Annotated in this window: 17 protein-coding genes; 14 read left to right on the top strand and 3 right to left on the bottom strand. The window is 68.5% G+C overall.

Annotation, left to right across the window (positions count from 1 at the left end; translation table 11 throughout):
• Positions 1–8: 8 nt before the first annotated feature.
• From J2X41_RS01605 to J2X41_RS01615, 3 genes are all read right to left on the bottom strand, one after another.
• A complete protein-coding gene (locus J2X41_RS01605) occupies positions 9–1,082 on the bottom strand; it encodes a redoxin family protein (protein WP_310079119.1) in 1,074 nt (357 codons plus the stop codon).
• 81 nt (positions 1,083–1,163) lie between these two features.
• Entirely contained in the window at positions 1,164–2,474 is a 1,311-nt protein-coding gene (locus J2X41_RS01610) for an epoxide hydrolase (RefSeq protein WP_310079121.1), read from the bottom strand.
• A 208-nt stretch (positions 2,475–2,682) separates the two neighbouring features.
• Positions 2,683–3,105 carry an OsmC family protein gene (locus J2X41_RS01615; RefSeq protein ID WP_310079122.1) on the bottom strand — a complete coding sequence of 141 codons (423 nt, stop codon included), beginning with the start codon at positions 3,103–3,105 and terminating at the stop codon, positions 2,683–2,685.
• A gap of 151 nt (positions 3,106–3,256) precedes the next feature.
• On the opposite strand from J2X41_RS01615, the gene J2X41_RS01620 reads away from it, so the two are divergent.
• From J2X41_RS01620 to J2X41_RS01685, 14 genes are all read left to right on the top strand, one after another.
• Positions 3,257–5,569: a TonB-dependent receptor domain-containing protein gene (locus J2X41_RS01620; RefSeq protein ID WP_310079125.1), complete on the top strand. Its 2,313-nt coding sequence runs from the start codon at positions 3,257–3,259 to the stop codon at positions 5,567–5,569.
• Positions 5,570–5,665: 96 nt separating this feature from the next.
• On the top strand, positions 5,666–8,101 hold the full coding sequence (locus tag J2X41_RS01625) for a PAS domain-containing protein (RefSeq protein ID WP_310079127.1): 2,436 nt from the start codon (positions 5,666–5,668) through the stop codon (positions 8,099–8,101).
• Positions 8,101–8,472, top strand: coding sequence for a response regulator (locus tag J2X41_RS01630; protein ID WP_057186639.1), 372 nt, complete (start codon positions 8,101–8,103; stop codon positions 8,470–8,472). The genes J2X41_RS01625 and J2X41_RS01630 overlap by 1 nt, the downstream gene beginning before the upstream one ends.
• A gap of 74 nt (positions 8,473–8,546) precedes the next feature.
• Entirely contained in the window at positions 8,547–9,170 is a 624-nt protein-coding gene (locus tag J2X41_RS01635) for a response regulator (RefSeq protein ID WP_310079129.1), read from the top strand.
• A 103-nt stretch (positions 9,171–9,273) separates the two neighbouring features.
• Positions 9,274–9,888, top strand: a complete 615-nt coding sequence (locus J2X41_RS01640) for a sensor histidine kinase (RefSeq protein WP_310079130.1) — start codon at positions 9,274–9,276, stop codon at positions 9,886–9,888.
• Positions 9,885–10,955, top strand: a complete 1,071-nt coding sequence (locus tag J2X41_RS01645; RefSeq protein WP_310079132.1) for a nitronate monooxygenase — start codon at positions 9,885–9,887, stop codon at positions 10,953–10,955. The genes J2X41_RS01640 and J2X41_RS01645 overlap by 4 nt, the downstream gene beginning before the upstream one ends.
• Positions 10,956–11,185: 230 nt before the next feature.
• Positions 11,186–12,265, top strand: coding sequence for an MBL fold metallo-hydrolase (locus tag J2X41_RS01650; protein WP_310079134.1), 1,080 nt, complete (start codon positions 11,186–11,188; stop codon positions 12,263–12,265).
• Between the two features lie 30 nt (positions 12,266–12,295).
• On the top strand, positions 12,296–13,096 hold the full coding sequence (locus tag J2X41_RS01655) for an SDR family oxidoreductase (protein ID WP_310079135.1): 801 nt from the start codon (positions 12,296–12,298) through the stop codon (positions 13,094–13,096).
• 49 nt (positions 13,097–13,145) lie between these two features.
• Positions 13,146–14,087: an enoyl-CoA hydratase/isomerase family protein gene (locus tag J2X41_RS01660; protein ID WP_310079137.1), complete on the top strand. Its 942-nt coding sequence runs from the start codon at positions 13,146–13,148 to the stop codon at positions 14,085–14,087.
• Between the two features lie 4 nt (positions 14,088–14,091).
• Positions 14,092–14,982 carry an alpha/beta hydrolase gene (locus J2X41_RS01665; RefSeq protein ID WP_310079138.1) on the top strand — a complete coding sequence of 297 codons (891 nt, stop codon included), beginning with the start codon at positions 14,092–14,094 and terminating at the stop codon, positions 14,980–14,982.
• A complete protein-coding gene (locus tag J2X41_RS01670; protein ID WP_310079141.1) occupies positions 14,979–16,169 on the top strand; it encodes a YbfB/YjiJ family MFS transporter in 1,191 nt (396 codons plus the stop codon). The genes J2X41_RS01665 and J2X41_RS01670 overlap by 4 nt, the downstream gene beginning before the upstream one ends.
• 111 nt (positions 16,170–16,280) lie before the next feature.
• Positions 16,281–16,859 (top strand): NAD(P)H-dependent oxidoreductase, encoded by a 579-nt coding sequence (locus J2X41_RS01675; protein ID WP_310079143.1) that lies wholly within the window; start codon positions 16,281–16,283, stop codon positions 16,857–16,859.
• Positions 16,860–16,862: 3 nt separating this feature from the next.
• The gene (locus J2X41_RS01680; protein ID WP_310079144.1) at positions 16,863–17,333 is read left to right on the top strand and encodes an AraC family transcriptional regulator; all 471 of its coding nucleotides are present in this window, start codon (positions 16,863–16,865) and stop codon (positions 17,331–17,333) included.
• 94 nt (positions 17,334–17,427) lie between these two features.
• Entirely contained in the window at positions 17,428–19,800 is a 2,373-nt protein-coding gene (locus J2X41_RS01685) for a PAS domain-containing protein (RefSeq protein ID WP_310079146.1), read from the top strand.
• Position 19,801: the final 1 nt, after the last annotated feature.

Consider the following 19,801-nt stretch of genomic DNA (forward strand, 5'->3'; position numbering starts at 1 on the left):
TTCTCCTGCTATCCGAAGGTGAAGCAGTAAGCGCGCGGTCCCGCGCCCTGGAATTCGATCTCGAAGGTGCGGTCGCGGATCTGTCCGGATTGGCGGATCAGCTGATGCATCCGGGCTTCGCGGACCTCGCCCCAGCCCTCGGCGTCGACGTCGACCCCATGGTCCGCGCGGGGTTCGGCCCCATCGATCCGCACACGGAAGCGGGTCGGACGCTCGTCCACCCCCGGGGTCATCACCAGGTGCAGATCACGGGCGTGGAAGCGGAAGGCGATCGATCCGCCTGCCTCGGCCAGGGCGGCGAATTCCGACTGGACGTCCCACCGGCCCGACAGCGCCCAGCCGTTTAGCGGCAGGCGCTGGGGCGGCGCGTATCCGGCCACGACGCCGCGACGCAGACCGCCGCCCCCCGCGAAGTTCTCGGCCTTCGCATAGCCGGCATAGGTTTCGGGACTGGCCAGGTCGGCCCAGTCCGGCGCGGCTTGAGCGCCCTGGCCAGGGACAGGAAGGATCGGGTCGGCGATCCGCTCGCCGCGCGCCTCGCCCAGCAGGTCCTGGATCACCCGTTCGGAACGGGCGTAGTCCTCCTCGCCCAGGCGCCGGTGGCGGACCTGGCCTCGCGCGTCGATGAAGTAGAAGCCCGGCCAGGCCGAGTTGTCGAACGAGCGCCAGATGGCGAAGTCGTTGTCGAGCACGACCGGATAGCGCACGCCCTGCTCGGCGACCGCCTGGCGCACCCTGGGCAGTTCGCGCTCGAAACTGAACTCCGGGGTGTGAACGCCCAGCACGACAAGGCCGCGATCACCATACTTGTCCGCCCAGGCCCTCAGATAGGGTAGCGGCCGCAGGCTGTTGATGCAGGTGTAGGTCCAGAAATTGACCAGCACGACCTTGCCTGCCAGATCGGAGGGACGCAGAGGCGCGGTGTTGATCCAGGCCTTGCCCGGAGACAGCGCCTGGAAGGACTCGGCGCGGCTCACGCCGCAGGTCGCCAGCAGCGCGCCCGTAGCGGGAAGCGCCGCAAGACCGAGGGCGGCCGCCCTGCGGGTCGGCCAAGCGGTCGTCGTGCGAGAGATGACAGGCATCGCGCATCCTCTGGCGGGTGGAAAGGTTCGGGGCGGATCGGACTTGGGGGGAGGACGCCGACCCGCCCTGCCGGCCGCGGCTTAAGCGCGCCGCAGCGGCCGGAAGGCGGCCCGGAGATCCTCGGTGAGCCGCTGCGGCTGCTCCCAGGCGGCGAAGTGGCCGCCCTTGTCATGCCGCTTGTAGAAGACAAGGTTCGGATAAGCCTTTCGGGACCAGCTCTCCGGCGCCTGGTACAGTTCGTCGGCGAAGGCGCTGACGGCCACCGGGATCGTCACGCCCTTGGGCGCGAAGAAGGCCAGCTTGCTTTCCCAGTAGAGCCGCGCCGACGACACGGCCGTGTTGGTCAGCCAGTAGAGCGCGACGTTGTCGACGACGTCCTCTTGCGACAGGCCCTCCTGCTTCCCGGCGAAGACCCGAGCGATCAGTTCCTGGCTCTTGGCGTCGTGGTCCAGCATCCAGGCGGCCAGGCCGATTGGAGAGTCGGCCAGCGCGTAGAGGGTCTGCGGCCGGTTCGCCATCTCGTTCGCATAGCCCAGCCCGTGCTTGTAGAAGCTGTCGAGCTGGTCGAAGGCATGACGCTCGTCGGCGGACAGGCCGGCCGGCGCGGGCTCGCCGTACTGCAGCGCCTTGGCGACGTCGGCCGGGACGGTGGCGGGCATGTTCGTGTGGATGCCGACCAGGCCCTCGGGCTTCAGCAGCGCCATCTGCTCGGTGACGGCGTTACCCCAGTCGCCGCCCTGGGCGACGTAGCGATTGTAGCCGAGGCGCTGCATCAGCACGATCCAGGCCTTGGCGATGCGGATCGGATCCCAGCCCGTGGCGGTCGGCTTGGCCGAGAACCCGTGGCCCGGCAGAGACGGGATCACGATGTGGAAGGCGTCGGCGGCCGCGCCGCCATGCGCCGTCGGATCGGTCAGCGGGCCGATGATCTTCAACTGCTCGATGATCGAGCCGGGCCAGCCGTGCGTGACGATGATCGGCAGGGCGTCGGCGTGCTTGGACTTGATGTGCAGGAAGTGGATGTCGAGACCGTCGATCTTGGTCACGAAGTTGGGCAGGTTGTTCAGATAGGCCTCGCAGCTGCGCCAGTCGTAGCGGTTGGCCCAGTAGTCGGCGAGCGCCTTCATGGTGGCCAACTGCACGCCTTGGCTATCGTCGCTGACGGTCTCCTTTTCCGGCCAGCGGGTGGCCAGGATGCGGCGCTTGGTGTCGTCCAGCGCGGCCTGCGGGATCTGGATCTTGTAGGGTCGGACGCCAGCGCCGCCCGCCGGCTCCGCGGCGAGGCCGGCGATCTCGGCGACCGCCGAGCCGGCGACGCCGATCGCCCCGGCGGCCGTCACCGACGCGGCCAGGAAATGACGGCGGGTGGTTGGAAAGATATCGGAATTCATCGCAGTTCTCCTGGACCTTTCGCCGAACGCTTCCGAGCAATTCAGCTTCGAGAACAGGATGTATTGAGATCTGCACGGCGCCCCATTGGACCTTGGTATCGGCGATACCTTGGTATCTTTCCAAGACTACCGAACGGCGGAACGCAAACGACCGCCGCCAGCTCTGAACCGGCGACGGTCGGATCCGCGTGACGAGGATTTGGCCCGTTCAGACCAGACTGGCCGAGAGCGTGATCTCGGCGTTCAGGACCCTGGACACGGGGCAGTTCTTTTCGGCCTCGCCGGCGATGCGCGCGAAGGTCTCGGCGTCGATCCCCGGAACCGAGGCTCGCACGCTCAGCGCCGACCGGGTGATCTTGAAGCCCGCCTCATCCTTGTCCAGCGAGACGGCCGCCTCGGTGGACAACTCGGTCGGCGTGACACCGGCCGCCTGCAGCGCGAAGGCCAGCGCCATGGTGAAGCAGCCAGCGTGGGCCGCCGCGATCAGCTCCTCGGGATTGGTCCCGGGCTGGGTTTCAAAGCGCGTTCGAAAGGAATACGGCGTGTCGTGCAACACCCCGGAGTCAGTGGTCAGGGCGCCTTCGCCATCGCGGCCTGCGCCTCGCCAAACGGCCTGTCCCTTGCGGATCATCTGTCGCTCCCTTGGCCGGACCATCCGGCCCGACCATCAATAGCGAACGGGCCGCCTGGTCGATTGGACATAGGTGTCGCCGATACCTTGGTGCAATCGACGCCCCCCGCCCCTTCGCGCGATGTTTCAGCGTGCTTGTGGGGAGAGAGGGATGAACGGGAGATCTTGGGTCTGCAGCGCCGCGGTAGTCGTGGGGCTAGGGGCGAGTCCCGCCCTGGCGGAAGACGACGCCAGCACGGCTGTCGAGCAGGTGGTGGTCACAGCCCAGAAGCGCGAACAGGCGGCCGACAGCGTGGGCATGTCCATCACGGCGGCGTCGGGCGAAACCCTGCGCCTTCGGGGCGTCGACGCCGTCTCCGACCTGCCGCGCCTCGTGCCGGGCCTGACCCTGCAGGAGAGCAACTTCGCCTCGACCTCGATCACCCTGCGCGGCGTGGGCTTCTTCAACAGCGACCTGGCCACCCCGCCGGCGGTGACGATCTATCTCGACGAAGCGCCCCTGCCCTACCCGGCCATGAACAAGCTGGTCGCCTTCGACCTGGCTCGGGTCGAGGTGCTCAAGGGGCCGCAGGGCACGCTGTTCGGCCAGAACGCCACCGGCGGCGCGGTCAACTACATCGCCGCGCCGCCGCGCGATGTGTCCGAGGCCGGCGCGGAAGCGACCTATGGCCGCTTTGATCGTGTTCGGCTCGGCGGCTACGTTACGGGGCCGATCTCGGACACGCTGACGGGCCGGATCGCTGTCCAGGGTCGCTGGGGCGACGGCTGGCAAAAGAGCATCAGCCGCCCGGGCGAGCGTCTCGGCCGCGTCCGCGAGCTGCAGGGCCGCGCGAGCCTGGAATGGAAGCCCACCGACAGGATCGTCAGCCGGCTGACCGCCACCCTGACTCACGACGGTTCCGATAGCCTGGCGGGTCAGTTCAACGCCGCCGCGCCGATCGTGCCCGCCCTGATGACGCCCGGCTTGCTGGACTTTCCCGTCGTGACCAAGCCTCGCGCCGCCGACTGGAGCCCGACGCGCGTCGGCACGGGCGAGCCGTTCCCCTACGCTAGCGACACCACCTTCTTCCAGGCGCTGTGGCGGACGGACTATCACGTGCGCGACAATGTCACCTTCACGTCCCTGACCTCGTTCGCCTCGCTGGACCTGGCCTATGGACAGGATCCCAACGGCACGCCCTTCGACCTGAACGAGGTCATCGACGAGGACGGGGTGATCGCCTCCTATTTCCAGGAGTTCCGGCTGTCCGGACAGAAACGGCGGCTGACCTGGCTGGCCGGGGTCAACTATGCTCGCGACAAGGTCAAGGATCAGCCGCGGCAGTTCTTTCCCGATGTGGACGTATCCCACACGTTCGAGGCGATCGACCCGCAGGCCTATTCCGACATGGATCTCATGACCAGCAGGGTGCGCGTCGAGACCGCCGCCGTGTTCGGTCGCGTGGAATACGGACTGACGGACACGCTGATGGTCGAGGGCGCCCTGCGCTACAATGCGGACCGGCGCACCTTCGACAGCTGCGTGCTCGCGGCCACCGACCATTTCGCCCGCTTCTGGAACTTCTTCCGCGGCGGCGCCGCGCCGCCGACCCGCGTAGGCGACTGCATCGTGCTCGACCCCGCCAACGGCCTGCGGCCGGCCGACAACGTGCACAGCGACATGGATCAAGATAGCGTTTCTTGGCGTTTCGGCCTGAACTGGACCGTCCGGCCCGGCGTGCTGACCTACGCCAATATCAGCAAGGGCTATAAGGCCGGCGCCGTGCCCGTAGCCTCGGTTTCGGCTGTTCCGCAGTACGCGCCGGTCGGCCAGGAATCGCTCGTCGCCTACGAGACGGGCGTCAAGGCCGGCTTGTTCGATCGCCGCGTCCAGCTCAACGCCGCGGTCTTCTACTACGACTATCGCGACAAGCAGCTGCGCGGCGCGGTGAAGGATATCGCGTTCGGCCCTCTGGAAGCTCTGGTCTCGATTCCCAAGTCCCACGTCGTCGGTGTGGAAGCCCAGCTGGTCGCCCGCCCCGTCGACGGCCTGACCCTGGATACCGCCCTGACCTATACCCACACCCGGATCGACCAGTTCACCGGCTTCGACGCCACGGCGGCGTTCGGCGACCAGTCCGGCACGCCGTTCCCCTTTTCGCCCGCCTGGCAGTCGGTGACCAACCTCGACTACGCTTTCCCGCTGACCGACCGGCTGCGCGGCTTCGTGGGCGGAACCCTGAATTATCGCAGCTCGACCTATGCCGGGGTCGGCGCGCCCGAGAGCTTTCGGATCGACGCCTATACATTGCTGGACCTGCGCGCCGGGATCGAGCGGGCCGACGGTCGCCTGCGCGCCTGGGCCTGGGGACGCAACGTCACCAACGAGTACTACTGGACGAACGTCTTCCTGAACGCCAACGCCGTCGCCCGCTTCGTCGGCCAGCCGGCGACCTATGGCGTCACCCTGGCTGGTCGGTTCTAGGCCATGGACGTCCTGTCCGACCAACACCAAAGTACTATGGACGGCGGCTTGCCTCGGTCCGCATCGTCAGAGACCGGGCCGCCGTGAAAGCCAAGGATGGACACCGACCTTCGCCGACTGCTGGACGCGCTTCCCGGGATGGTCTGGACCGCCACGCCCGACGGGACGTGCGATTTCGTCAGCGAGCGCTGGCGAGACTATACAGGGGTCGGACTTGACGCGCTGGCGGCCCAGGGTTGGATCTCGTTGTTCCATCCCGAGGACGTTCCGGGCGCGATGAACGCCTGGGCGTCCACCCTGGCGCTGGAGACGCCGCGCGAGATCAACATCGTGGCGCGCATGCGCCGCGCCGACGGGGTTTACCGACGCCTGAGCCTTCAGACGCGTCCCCTCTTCGACGCGGACGGACAGCTTGCCGGCTGGTGCGGCGTCAACACCGATGTCGAGGATCGCACGCGCGCCGAGGCGCAGCTGGCGGCCGAAAAGCGCCTGCTGGAACTGGTCGCCCGCGGGATGGACCTGCCCAGCATCCTGGAGGCGCTGTGCGTCCAGGTCGAAGGCCTGAGTCCGGACTCCCTCTGCAGCATCCTGTTCGTCGACGATGAGGGCGACGACGGCCAGCGCCGCTTCCGTGTCGGCGCGGGCCCAAAATTGCCCGAGGCCTATAACGCCGCCCTGGACGGTCTGAAGGTCGATCCTCATTACGGGCCCTGCTCGCTAGCCGTCGAAACCCGATCGACGATCATCGCGGCCGACCCGCCTGGCGATCCGCGCTGGAGATCTTCGTCCTGGCCGAAGCTCGTGACGGGCTTTGGCCTGGCGTCCTGTTGGTCGGCGCCGATCCTGGGCAGCCATGGCGAGGTCCTGGGCATCTTCGCCATCTACAAACGTGCGCCGCAGGGCCCGACCGACCAGGACGAAGAGCTCATCGACCGTTTCGCCCGCATCGCCGGCGTGGCTATCGAACGCGCCCAGGCCGACGAGGCCCTGAAGGCCCGCGAGGCCGAGCTGAGGCGAGTCAACCGCTACCTTGCCGGAGCCCAGACCCTCAGCCGGATCGGCAGCTTCACCCTGGACACGGCCACGGGCGATCAGGACTGGTCGGACGAGAACTATCGGATATGGGAGTTCGACCCGGCCATATCCCCCACCATGGAGATGGTCGCCGAAACCATTCATCCTGACGATCGGGAGCGCGCCCTGGCGGCTCTGGGCGCGGCAACGCGGAAGGGCGAGGATTTCGAGGTCTCCTATCGCATCGTCACGCGCAGCGGCGCCATCAAGCACCTGCGCACGGTCGCCGTCCGCATCCCCGAGATCGAAGATAGGGTGGTCTTTTTCGGCAGCAGTCAGGACGTGACGGAAGACAAGCTGGCGGAGGAAGCGCTGCGCGCGAGCCAGGCCGAACTGGTGCGGGCCAACGCCCATCTGACCGCCGCCCAGCGCCTGAGCAACACCGGCAGCTTCACCTGGGACGTGCTGGCCGACGATCATCACTGGTCGGAGGTCATCTATCGGGTGTTCGGCTTCGAGCCGGGCTGCAAGGTCAGCATGGACATGATGATGGCGGCCATCCATCCGGAGGATATGGCCGACGTGCAGGCCCTGATCGGCGGGGCGGCGAACGGCGAGAACTTCGAGTTGGTCTTCCGGATAATCCAGGCCGGCGGCGAGCTGCGCCATGCCCACGTCATGGGCCACCGCATCGACCAGATCCCCGACCATCCCGTCTTCATGGGCGCGCTGCAGGACATCACCGCCCGCAAGCTGGCCGAGGACGACCTAAACCGGGCCCGCGCCGAGTTGGCCCATATGTCGCGGGCCGCCGCGCTCAGCACCCTGACCGCCTCGATCGCTCACGAGGTCAGTCAGCCCCTGGCCGGCATTCTCGCCAATGGCGGCGCCTCCAGCCGGATGCTGGCCATGGACCCGCCGAACCTGGACGGGGCCCGCGCCGCGATCCAGCGCACCATCCGTGACGGACAACGCGCTTCGGAGGTCATCAAGCGGCTGCGCGCGATGTTCGCCCGACGCCCTCCCAGCCTCGAGCCAGTGGATCTGCACGAAGCCGCGCGCGAGGTGCTTGCGCTGTCTGCGAGCGAGCTTCAGCGCCGGCGCGTGATCGTGCGCACCGACTTCGCCGAGGCCTTTCCGCCGGTGCAAGCCGATCGGATACAGCTGCAGCAGGTGATCCTGAACCTGATCCTGAACGCCGTCGACGCCATGGAAACCGTAGATGGCCGCCCACGCGAGCTGCGCATCGCATCGCGCCGCGCCGGCGGGCAGGTCATGCTCGACATGCGCGACGTGGGCCAGGGGATCGAACTTGACAACATCGACCAGCTCTTCGACGCCTTCCATACGACCAAGCCGGAAGGAATGGGCATTGGCCTTTCGATCAGCCGGTCCATCATCGAGGCTCACGGCGGCAGGCTCTCGGCCACGCCCAATCCCGATGGCTCCGGCGCCACCTTCTCATTTTCAATTCCCTGCGACCCGTCGGTCGCGGGCCGCAGTACAGGGCATGCTTAATGGCCAATCGTAGTCTCGTCTCCGTGGTCGATGACGATGAATCGGTGCGCGAAGCCTTGCCCGAACTGCTTCGATCGTTCGACTTCGAGACGCGCGCGTTCGACTCGGCGGAGGCGTTCCTGGCTTCCGACGCCCTGGAGCAGACCGGCTGCCTGGTGCTTGACGTCGCCATGCCCGGGATGACGGGCCCGGAGTTGCAACGCGAACTTGTCCGGCGCGACATCAAGGTCGGGATCGTCTTCATCACCGCCCAATCGGACGACCGTGTGCAAGCCGAGGCGCTCGGCCTCGGCGCGACCGCGTTTTTGCTCAAACCCTTCGACGAGACCGTGATCGTCGACGCCGTCAACGCAGCGCTTGGCAAAGAGTAAGGGACTTTCCCATGCAATACGCGCCTTCAACCGCTTCAAAGCCGACCGCGAAGCCCGCTCCGGCGACGGTTCTCGTGGTCGACGACGACATTTCCATCCGCGAGTCTCTGGAGGCTCTGATCCAGGTCTGCGGCTGGGAGGCTCGCACCTTCGCCTCGGCCACCGCCTTTCTGGAGAGCCGGCCGCCGCCGGGCCCAAGCTGTCTGGTGCTCGACGTCAGCCTGCCCGATCTGAACGGCCTGGACCTCCAGGCCCGGATCGCCGACGAGCGCGCCGAGATGCCGATCATCTTCATCACCGGCTACGGCGACGTGCCGACAAGCGTCCGGGCCATGAAGGCCGGCGCTGCCGAATTCCTCACCAAGCCGTTCGGCGACGAGGTGCTGCTCACGGCCATCGGCGCGGCTCTGGAGCGGAGCGCGAGCGCCGTCGGGGAGCGGGCGGCGCTGCAGATCCTGCGCGAGCGCCGCGCCTCGCTGAGCCGCCGTGAGTGCGAGGTCATGGACCTGGTGGCCTCGGGCCTGCTCAACAAGCAGGTCGGCGGCGAGCTTGGCATCAGCGAGATCACCGTGAAGGCGCATCGCGGGCGCGTCATGGAGAAGATGCAGGCCGGCTCCCTGGCCGACCTGGTGCGGATGAGCGAGCGTCTGGGACTGCACACCGGGCGCGCGCGATACGAAGGTCTCGGCGATACCTAGGTTCAATGGTCCCGTGCGGGGTTCCGAGGTCTGATCCGAGCCAAGCCGCGGCGCGGTCGTCGCGCGCGACATCGGGAGATCGGGCATGTCACGGGACTTCCAAATGGCTTCGACCCGCGGCGCGGGCCTTCCCCTGCACCTGGTCGAGGAAATCAACCACCGGGTCGTCAACGAATACGCCGAGGCGATCTCCGGACTTTCGCTGGCGGCGACGGGGCCGGTCGGCGGGGATCTTCGACAAGCGCTGCGCCAGGCCGCCGATCGCCTGCACGCCCACGCCGAGAACCATCGCGCCCTGCTGCCGCCGATGGAGGCCAGGGTCAATCTCGCCGACTATGTCGGACGGCTCTGCGCGGCGTTTTCCCGCGCGACCCTGGCGGAGCGACGCGTCGGCCTGGTGCTGGAGACCGACGACGTCTGGCTCGCTTCCGACCGGGCCTGGCGACTGGGCCTGGCCGTCGCCGAACTGATCCGCAACGCCGCGCGCCATGGCCTTCATGGCCGGGCCGGCGTGATCTGGGTGCAGGTCACGCGCTCGTGTGGCGATGTGGTCTGCCTGGTCAGCGACGACGGTATCGCGCCGGCGCGCCTGGCGCCCGGCCGCGGCATGGCCCTGGTCCAGGCGCTGGTCGGCGAGCTGGGCGGCGCCGTGGAGTGGCGGTCCGGCGACAGCGGCTGCCTGGCGTGCCTGCGTGTTCCAGCGGAGCTGGGCGCATGAGCGACCTGTGCTCGCGGCTTGGGATCCGGCTGCCGATCATCCAGGCTCCCATGGCGGGAACCTCGACGCCGCAGCTGGCGGCGGCGGTCACCAATGCCGGTGGCCTGGGCTCCATCGCGCTCGGCGCCGTCGACGCGACGGCCGGGCGGGACATGATCACGGCGGTTCGCCAGGCCACGGATGGCCCCTTCAACGTCAACGTCTTCTGCCACCGGCCGGCCCGGAGCGATCCAGCGGTCAACGCCGCCTGGCTCGCCGCGCTCGCGCCGACCTTCGCCCGGTTCGGCGCCGCGCCGCCGGACAGGATCGGCGAGATCTATACGAGCTTCGTCGCCGATCCAGACATGCTGGCCATGCTCGAAGACACCCGGCCGCCCGTGGTCAGCTTCCATTTCGGCCTGCCGTCGTCGGAGACCATCTCGCGGCTGAAATCAGCCGGCATTGCGTTGCTGGCGACCGCAACCTCGCTCGCCGAGGCCCGTGCCTCGGTCGACGCCGGCGTCGACGCCATCGTCGCCCAGGGCTGGGAGGCCGGCGGCCATCGGGGGGTGTTCGACCCGGGCGCGCCGGACGCCCAGCTGGGCGTCGCGCCCCTGACGCGTCTGCTGGTCAGGCGCATGCCCATCCCGGTCATCGCTGCTGGCGGGCTGATGGACGGGGCGGCCGTCGCGGCCGTCCTGGCGCTTGGCGCCCAGGCCGCCCAGCTGGGCACGGCATTCGTCGCCTGTCCGGAATCCAGCGCCGACGCCTTCCACCGGGAGGCCTTGATGGGCCCCGGCGCGGCGGCCACCGAAATGACCGCCCTGATCTCCGGACGCCCGGCGCGTTGCCTGCCCAACGCCTTCACCGCCCTTGCCAAAGGACCGCTCGGGGTCACGCCGCGCCCCGACTATCCCATCGCCTACGACGCCGGAAAGGCGCTTGCGGTCGTGGCGCGGGCGCGCGGCGACGGCGGCTATGGGGCGCAATGGGCCGGCCAGGGCGCGCCGCTCGCGCGCGCCTTGCCGGCCGTGGCGCTGATGGCCGCACTGGAGCGTGAACTCGACGAGGCCCGGCGCCGACGCTAGGACGCGCGCGCCGCCCAGGCTCTTTCCTCCACCCGCTCAAACCCTTGAAGGCCCGGCGCTCGGCGATCGCGGATCGGCGACGTCGCCGCCTCACGCGTCGCTCACACCTCCTGGGGACGACCGAGACGAAGGTGTCGACGACACCAAGGTCCAATATCGACCCGCTCGCCGGCGGCCCAGGTTTCCCGTTGAGCGGGCGATGGCCCGGCCTGAACCGACGGAAAACCACGATGACGCGCAAGCAGACCCTGGCGAGGGCCCGCCCTCGCAACACCTTTCTCGCGACCCTCGGCGCGGCGACGATAGCGGCCTTGGCCTGCACCGCCCCCTCGACGGCCCAAACCCAGGCCGAGCCGGGCCAACCCGGTGTTCCCTACAAGGACATGCCCGCCCTGGCCCCGATCGGCGTCAGGGTCGACCACTACCTGCCCGTTCACGGCCCCGCCGCCCCGCCTGTCGACCCGGCCAAGGGCTACCGGCTCCAGGACCTGGGGACCGGGCTCTACCTGGTCACCGACAACGCCTACCAGTCGATGTTCCTGGTCTACGAGACCGGCGTGGTGGTCGTCGACGCGCCCCCCGGCTACTCGGCCAAGATCCGCCAAGCGATCGCCGAGGTCACCGACCGCCCGATCACCCACGTGATCTACAGCCACTCCCACATCGACCACATCGGGGGCGTGACCGACCTGGGCGGCCATCCGACGATCATCGCCCATGAGGAGACCCAGCGCCTGCTGGTCCGGGCCAAGGATCCCAAGCGCCCGCCGCCGATGGTGGTGTTCAAGGATCGCTACGTGCTCAAGGTCGGCAGCCAGACCCTGGAGCTGAGCTATCCGGGCGTCGCCCATGAGCCCGGAAACATCTTCATCTACGCCCCGCGCCAGAAGACGCTGATGGTCATCGACGTGGTGTTTCCGGGCTGGATGCCCTGGCGCCGGTGGGCCCTGGCCCAGGACGTCCCGGGCTACTTCGCCCAGGTGGCCGAGATCGACCGGGTGCCGTTCGAGACGCTGGTCGGCGGCCACGTGGACAGGGTGGGAACCCACGACGACGTCCGCGTCCAGCTGGAGTTCATGAACGACGTGAAGGCTGCGGCCACCACGGCGCTGAAGTCCACCGCCCTGGGCGGCGAACTGGCCGACCGGGACAAGGCCAATCCGTGGGCGGTCTTCGACAACTACATCGACCGCGTGGTGGTCCAGTGCGTCAACGCCGTGACGCCCAAGTGGCAGTCCCGTCTGGCGGGGTACGACGTCTACATCTGGGACCAGTGCTACGCGATGGAACAGAGCCTCCGGATCGACTGATCCCCCCCTTCAACGCGGAGAGTTCAAGCCATGAACAGCAACACCAAGGGCTTCGCGGTGGTCACCGGCGCCTCGACGGGCATGGGCGCGGTCTACGCCGATCGCCTCGCCCGTCGCGGGCACGACCTGATCCTGGTGGCCCGCAACACCGACAAGCTCAAGGCCCTGGCCGACCAAGTCGTCCAGGCGACCGGCCGGCGCGTCGAGACCCTGACCGCGGACCTGCGTCGCGCGGCCGACCTGGAGACCATCGCCCAACGCCTGCGGACGGATCCTGCGATCAGCATGCTGGTCAACAACGCCGGGGTGGGGTCCTCGACACCGCTGCTCGACAGCGACGTCGCGGCGATGGGCGAGATGATCGCCCTGAACGTCGACGCGCTGATGCGGCTGACCTACGCCGCCGCGCCCGTCTTCGTCGCGCGGGGCGGCGGCACCATCGTCAACATGGCCTCGATCGTCGCCATCGGTCCGGAGATCCTGAACGGGGTGTACGGCGGCACCAAGGCCTTCGTCGTCGCCTTCACCCAGTCGCTGCACCACGAGCTGGCCGGGCGCGGACTGCGGGTCCAGGCGGTGTGTCCAGGCGCGGTTGGGACGGACTTCTGGGCGCTGGCCGGCACGCCGCTGGACCAGCTTCCGCCGACCATCGTCATGAGCCCGCAGGATGCGGTGGACGCGGCCCTGGCGGGCCTGGACCAGGGCGAGATCGTCACCCTTCCCGCCCTCGCCGATCTCGCCGCCTGGCAGACCTACGAGGACGCCCGGCAAGCCCTGATCCCGATCATCTCGCGCACCCAGCCCGCCGCCCGCTACGGCGTCGGACGCTGACGGCGCCCTCCCCGCCATCGATCCCAGATCACCACGAGCGGACTCCGCCATGAAACGCCTTCTCCTCGCCGCCGGCCTCGCGTCGGTCGCCGTCTTCGCGGAGCCGACAGTTGCTGGCGCCCAGGGCCGTCCCACCCAGGCCGAGGCCGAGCGGCCCGCGGCCGAGACCATCCGCCTGACGAAGCACAGCCCGGCCTACTGGCGGGTGACCTTCGCCAATCCGCCGCTCAACATCGTGGGCCCGACCGAGGTGCGGCGGCTCGTCCAGGTCCTCGACGAGATCGAGGCCGACCCGCGCGTGAAGGTCGTCGTCTTCGACAGCGCCGTGCCCGGCTACTTCATGGCCCACTACGACCTGCTCAAGCCGCTTGAGGACTCCACGGGCATGGCGCCGGGGCCCACCGGCATGCATCCGGTGCCCGACTTCATGGTCCGCCTGGCCCGGCTGAAGGCGGTGACCATCTCCTCGATCCGCGGCCGCACCAGCGGCATTGGCAGCGAGCTGGTCCTGGCCACCGACATGCGGTTCGCCAGCCGCGAGAAAGCCAAGCTCTCTCAGTTCGAGGTCGGGGCCGGCTTCGCGCCGGGCGGCGGACCGATGGCGCGTCTGCCGCGGCTGGTCGGCCGCGGACGGGCGCTGGAGATCCTGCTCGGCGCGGACGGCTTCGACGGCGCGCTGGCCGAACGCTACGGCTATGTGAACCGCGCCCTCCCCGACGCCGAGCTCGACGGCTTCGTCGACGCCTTGGCCCGGCGGATCGCCTCGTTCGACCATCAGGCCATCATCGACACCAAGCATCTGGTCGACCTGGCCAGCTTGCCGCCGGACGCGGAGATGCGCGAAGGGTGGGACGCCTTCATCACCTCGGTCCAGCGTCCGGCCGCCCAGGCCCGCGTCGGCGCCCTGGTCAAGCGCGGCCTGCAGAAGCCCGGCGACCTGGAGGACAACCTCAACAAGCGCACGGCCGACTATCGGCAAGCCCAGGACTGAGGCCATGGGCTCTTCCCCGATCCTGCCGTCGACCTCGGTCACGACAACCTATCATCGGGCCCAGGTCGATGGCGTCGGCGTCTTCTATCGCCAAGCCGGACCGACGGACGCGCCCGTCGTCGTGCTGCTGCACGGCTTTCCGTCCTCGTCGCGGATGTTCGCCGGCCTGATTCCTCTGCTGGCCGTCAGCCACCGGGTGATCGCGCCGGACTATCCGGGCTTCGGGCACAGCGACGCGCCGACGCCGGATCGCTATGCCTACACCTTTGACAACCTGGCGCGGACCATCAGCGGCTTGCTCGACCAGCTGGGCGTGACGCAGTGCGTTTACCTGATGCAGGACTACGGCGGTCCGGTCGGCTTTCGACTGATGGAGGCCCGGCCCGACCGGGTGCTGGGGCTGGTGGTCCAGAACGCCAACGCCTACGCCCAGGGGTTGGGGGTCAAATGGACAGGCATAGCCGACTATTGGCGGGACCCGGGGAGCCACCCCGAACAGCTCGACGCCTTCCTCTCGCTTGAGGGCGCCCGGCAGCGCCACATCGCGGGCAGTCCCGATCCGGACCGCTACGATCCTGACAGCTGGACCGATGAATTCGCCATGCTCTCGCGACCCGGCCAGCGGGAAATCCAGGCAGCGCTGCTGTTCGACTACCAGTCCAACGTGGCGGCCTATCCGCGCTGGCAAGCCTGGCTGCGCGCCCGCCAGCCGCCGACCCTTGTGCTCTGGGGGCGGTACGATCCGTCGTTCGTGGCGGCGGGCGCGCAGGCTTACCGCCAGGACCTGCCGGACGCGCGGATCCATCTCCTCGACGCCGGACACTTCGCCTTCGACGAGCGTCTGGACGAGGCGGCGGCCCTTATCCTCGACTTCCTGGCGGGAATATCTCCATGAAGACGGCAGGCCAGCCACCCCTCTGGCGCGCGGTGGTCTCTGGCGCCTGCGCCGCCCTGATCGGCATCGGCCTGGCTCGGTTCGCCTATACGCCGCTGTTGCCGGCGGTCGTCTCGGCCGGCTGGTTCAGCAACGAGTCGGCCACCTATCTGGCGGCCGCCAACCTCGGCGGCTACCTGGCCGGCGTCCTGCTGGCGGAGGCGTTCGCTCGGGGACTGTCGCCCATAACGGCGCTGCGCGGCGCCATGGTCATCGCCGCCGGCAGCCTTCTGGCCTGCGCGTTTCCCGTCGGCTTCGCGTGGTTCTTCGCCTGGCGCTTCGGCTCGGGGGTGGCGGGCGGAGTGATCATGATCCTGGCCGCGCCGCTGATCCTGGCCCACGCCCCGCCGGCCCGCCGAGGCCTGATCGGCGGCTTCATCTTCATGGGCGTCGGCCTGGGTATCGCGGCGTCTGGGACGCTCGTCCCCGTGCTGCTGCGCGAGGGTCTCGCCCAGGCGTGGATCGGCCTGGCGATCACCGCCGCCCTGCTCACCGCCTTGGCCTGGCGGGGCTGGCCAGAAGCCGCCCCCGCGTCGCCGAGCGAAGGCCCACGCCGACACCGGCGTCCCACGCACCGGCTCTGGATGCTGCACGCCGAGTACGCCCTGAACGCCGTGGGCCTGGTCCCGCACATGGTGTTCCTGGCGGTGTTTGTCGCCCATGGTCTGGGCCAAGGCGTCGAGGCGGCCGCCTTCTACTGGGTGTTGTTCGGCCTGGGCGCGCTCGTCGGTCCCTTGCTGTTCGGCCATCTGGCCGATCGCGCGGGACATGGACCGGCGCTGCGCCTGGTGCTCCTGCTCGAAGCCATCGCGACCCTGGCGCCGGCGATCTCGTCCTCGCCCGGCGCGCTGATCCCCTCCAGCCTGTTCATGGGCGCGTCCACGCCGGGCGTTGTGCCGCTGGTGCTGGGGCGCGTGCACGAACTCGCCGGTTCGAGGCTCGGCGACCAGCGGGCGGCTTGGCGGCTGGCCACCACCGGCTTCGCCGCCGCCCAGGCGATCGCCGCCTATGGCCTGGCCTATGGGCTCGACGCGTCCGGTGGCGCCTATGGCCTGATCTTCGCGCTGGGCGCGGCGGCCCTGCTCCTGGCGCTTCTGGTCGACGTCCTGGGCGAAGCGCTCCTGAAGCCAGGACTGCGGCGGCCCTGACCAACACCTTGGTCTCGCCGATACCTCCGTTCAATGTCGCCGGCGGCTCCACGGCGATATCCAGGTCGAGCGCCGCGGGGCTGTCCCGCGGCGAACAATGACGGTGTCGCCATGACCAGCAAACACAGGGTCGCCGTGATCGTCGGCAGCCTCCGAAAAGGCTCCCACACCCGCAAGCTCGCCAGGGCGCTGATCGCCCTGGCGCCCGCCAGCCTCGACTGCAACTTCGTCGAGATCGGCGACCTGGCCCTCTATACCGAGGATCTGGACGAGACTCCGCCGACGGCGTGGACGCGGTTTCGGGAGGAGATCCGCAGGGTCGATGCGGTGCTGTTCGTCACGCCTGAATACAATCGCTCGGTCCCGGGCGGCCTGAAGAACGCCATCGATGTCGGCTCGCGGCCGCCGTTCCAAAGCGTCTGGGACGGACTGCCCGCCGCCGTCGTCAGCCAGTCGCCCTACAAACTGGGCGGATTCGGCGCGAACCATCACCTGCGCCAGAGCCTGGTCTTTCTCAACATGCCGGTGTTGCAGCAGCCGGAGGCCTACATCCCGGAAGTCGCCGAGATGTTCGACGGCCAGGAGGGGCTCACCCCCGAGGCACGAACCTTCCTCGAACGGTTCGTCGTGGCGTTCGCCGACTGGGTGTCGCTGGTCCGCGCCGCTCGCGTGCGCGCGACGGAGGGCTAGGCCTTGGACGCCGCGATTTCATACGCCGGCGCGCCTCGCCCAGCGCGGCCTGTCGCGCCCTTGGAAACGCGCCCAGGCGTCAAGGCCCCATTCCTGCCCCCGTGGCGCCTGCGCAAGATCATGTGCTGTATCGACGCTCACCTCGACAGGCAGATCAGGGTCTCGGAGCTGGCCCAGGTGGCGGGCCTGTCGATGAGTCACTTTGCCCGGGCCTTCAAGAACAGCGTGGGCGTCACGCCTCAGAGCTTTATTCGCCGCCGCCGGATAGAACGGGCCAAGACGCTGCTGGCGGACACCTCGGCCGCGCTGGCCCAGGTCGCGCAGGATTGCGGCTTCTGCGACCAGGCCCACCTCACGCGCGCCTTCCACGATCTTGTAGGTCTGCCGCCGAGGCGTTGGCGAAAGAGCCTCCCCGTAGCGGCCGCGGCCTGCCACGCTGAAACACGAGGGTCCGCAACGCATCGCGCCAACTGAAGATTGCAGCCCGCGCCGAAATATTCTGAAATTCACGGATCGGCCGACGCGGGTTCGGCTCCCGAGCGGTCGCTCTCAAGGCGCGGAAGTCATCATGGAAGAAAACACTGCGCCCCGGCCGCGCGCAGACTGGGACCTGACTGCGGCGCGCAACGTCTACGCGCTTTTGGACGGTGCGGACGAGCGCACGGACGACGCGGTGCGCGAGAGCGAACGCGAGCTGCGGCTGATCGTGCAGAGCGTCGCGGCCATGATCTGCGTGTTCTCACCGCAGGGCGAGTTGATCGGCGGCAATCAGCAGCTTCTCGACTACTTCAAGCAACCGCTCGAGGAGGTTGCCCGCTGGGCGACGAACGGAACGACCCATCCGGACGACCTGCAACATTGCATCGAAAGCTTCGGTGCTTCGCTGGCGTCAGGCGAGCCCTACGACTTCGAAACCCGCTTCCGGCGTTTCGACGGGGCGTTTCGCTGGTTCCAGATCCGCGGACAACCGCTTCGCGACGCCAGCGGCCAGATCGTCCGCTGGTACGGCCTGCTGACCGACATCGATGATCGCAAGCGGGCCGAAGAGGCCCTGCGCGCCAGCGAGATCGATCTTCGGCTGACCATCAACAGCATTCCGGGCCTGGTCTGCACGTTCACGGCGGACGGCCGGTTCGAAGGCGGCAACCAGCGTTTCTACGACTATCTGGATATCGACCGGGAGAGCGCCGAAGCCTGGGCCACCAAGGGCCCCGCCCATCCTGACGACGTCCACATCGCCATCGCCGTGTTCAGGAAGGCCATGCTGGCCGGCGAGCCCTACGAGTACGAGTCGAGGGCCAGGTGCTTTGACGGCGTCTACCGCTGGTTCCAGGTGCTGGGTCGCCCGCACAGGGACGATGAAGGGCGTATTGTTCGCTGGTATTGCCTGCTGATCGACGTGGATGACCGCAAGCGGGCCGAACGGGCCCTCGAGGCCAGCGAGCGCAATCTTCGGCTGACCATCGACACCATTCCGGCCCTGGCCTGGTCGGCGCGCCCGGACGGCGCGGCCGACTTCCTCAACCAGCACTATCTCGACTATGTCGGCCAGTCGCTCGACCAGTTGAGCGAATGGCAGTGGAGCCATTTCGTCCACCCCGACGACCTTCCCGCCTTGAGCGAGGCCTGGTCCGGCTTCCGCGCACGCGGGGCGGGCGGTGAAGCCGAGGCGCGCATCCGGCGCCACGACGGCGTCTACCGCTGGTTCCTGTTCCGCGTCGACCCGTTGCGAGACGACGCCGGCGGCATCGTGAAATGGTATGGGGTCAACACCGACATCGAGGATCGCAAGCGAGCCGAAGCGGCGCTCAGGCGCAGCGAGACGTTTCTCGCCGAGGGCCAGCGCATCAGCTCCACCGGCAGCTTTTCCTGGCGTGTGGATACCGACGAGCTGAACTTCTCCGACGAACTCTATCGGATCTTCGAATTCGACCATCGCGGGGTGGTGACGTTCGATCTCATACGCGATCTGGTCCATCCCGAGGACCAGATCCTGCTCGACGCCAAGATGGCGGACATCCGCGCCGGGGTGGACAATCCCGAATACGAGATCCGGCTCAGGACGGCGGACGACCGCATCAAGCACGTGCGCGTCTTTGGACGATTGGTCCGCCACCCGGATGGCCGCCTCGAATGCCTGGGGGCCGTTCAGGACGTGACCCAGCGCAAGATCGCCGAGGAGGGGCTTCACAAGGTTCGCGCCGAGCTGGCGCACGTCACGCGCGTCTTGAGCTTCGGCGCGCTAACGGCCTCGATCGCCCACGAGGTCAACCAACCTCTGTCCGGCATCATAACCAACGCCAACACCTGCCTGCGCATGCTGGCGAGCGCTCCCCCGAACATCGACGGCGCCCTGGAGACGGCGCGGCGCACGATCCGCGACGGCAACCGCGCGACCGAGATCGTGCTGCGTCTGCGCAAGCTCTACGCGAAGGAGACGGCGCGGGGCGACAATGTCGACCTCAACGACGCCGCCTCGGAGGTCGTGGCGCTGCTGGCCAATGATCTCCAGCGGTCCTACGTGACGATCCAGACGAAACTCGCCGAGGATCTGCCCGCGATCGCCGCCGACCGCGTGCAGTTGCAACAGGTCATCCTGAACCTGCTGACCAACGCCGCCGACGCCATGTCTGACGTTCGCGGCCGGCAACGACTGGTCACGATCCGCACGGCGCATGACCGTGAGCACGGAATCGTCTTGAGCGTCCATGATGTCGGAGCCGGCATCGGAGTCGACGACGCCGAGGCGGTGTTTCAGCCGTTCTTCACGACCAAGAGCAACGGCATGGGCATCGGCTTATCGGTCAGCCGCTCCATCATCGAGAGCCATGGCGGACGCCTTTGGGCCGAGCCCAACGCCGACGGCGGGGCGACCTTCTCGTTCTCCATACCCGTCGGCCTGGAGCCTCTTTCCGCGCGTGGCGCGGCGTCGCGAGCCTGAG

The sequence above is a fragment of the Caulobacter sp. BE254 genome, assembly GCF_031457295.1.
In the GTDB taxonomy this organism is placed as follows: Bacteria; Pseudomonadota; Alphaproteobacteria; order Caulobacterales; family Caulobacteraceae; genus Caulobacter.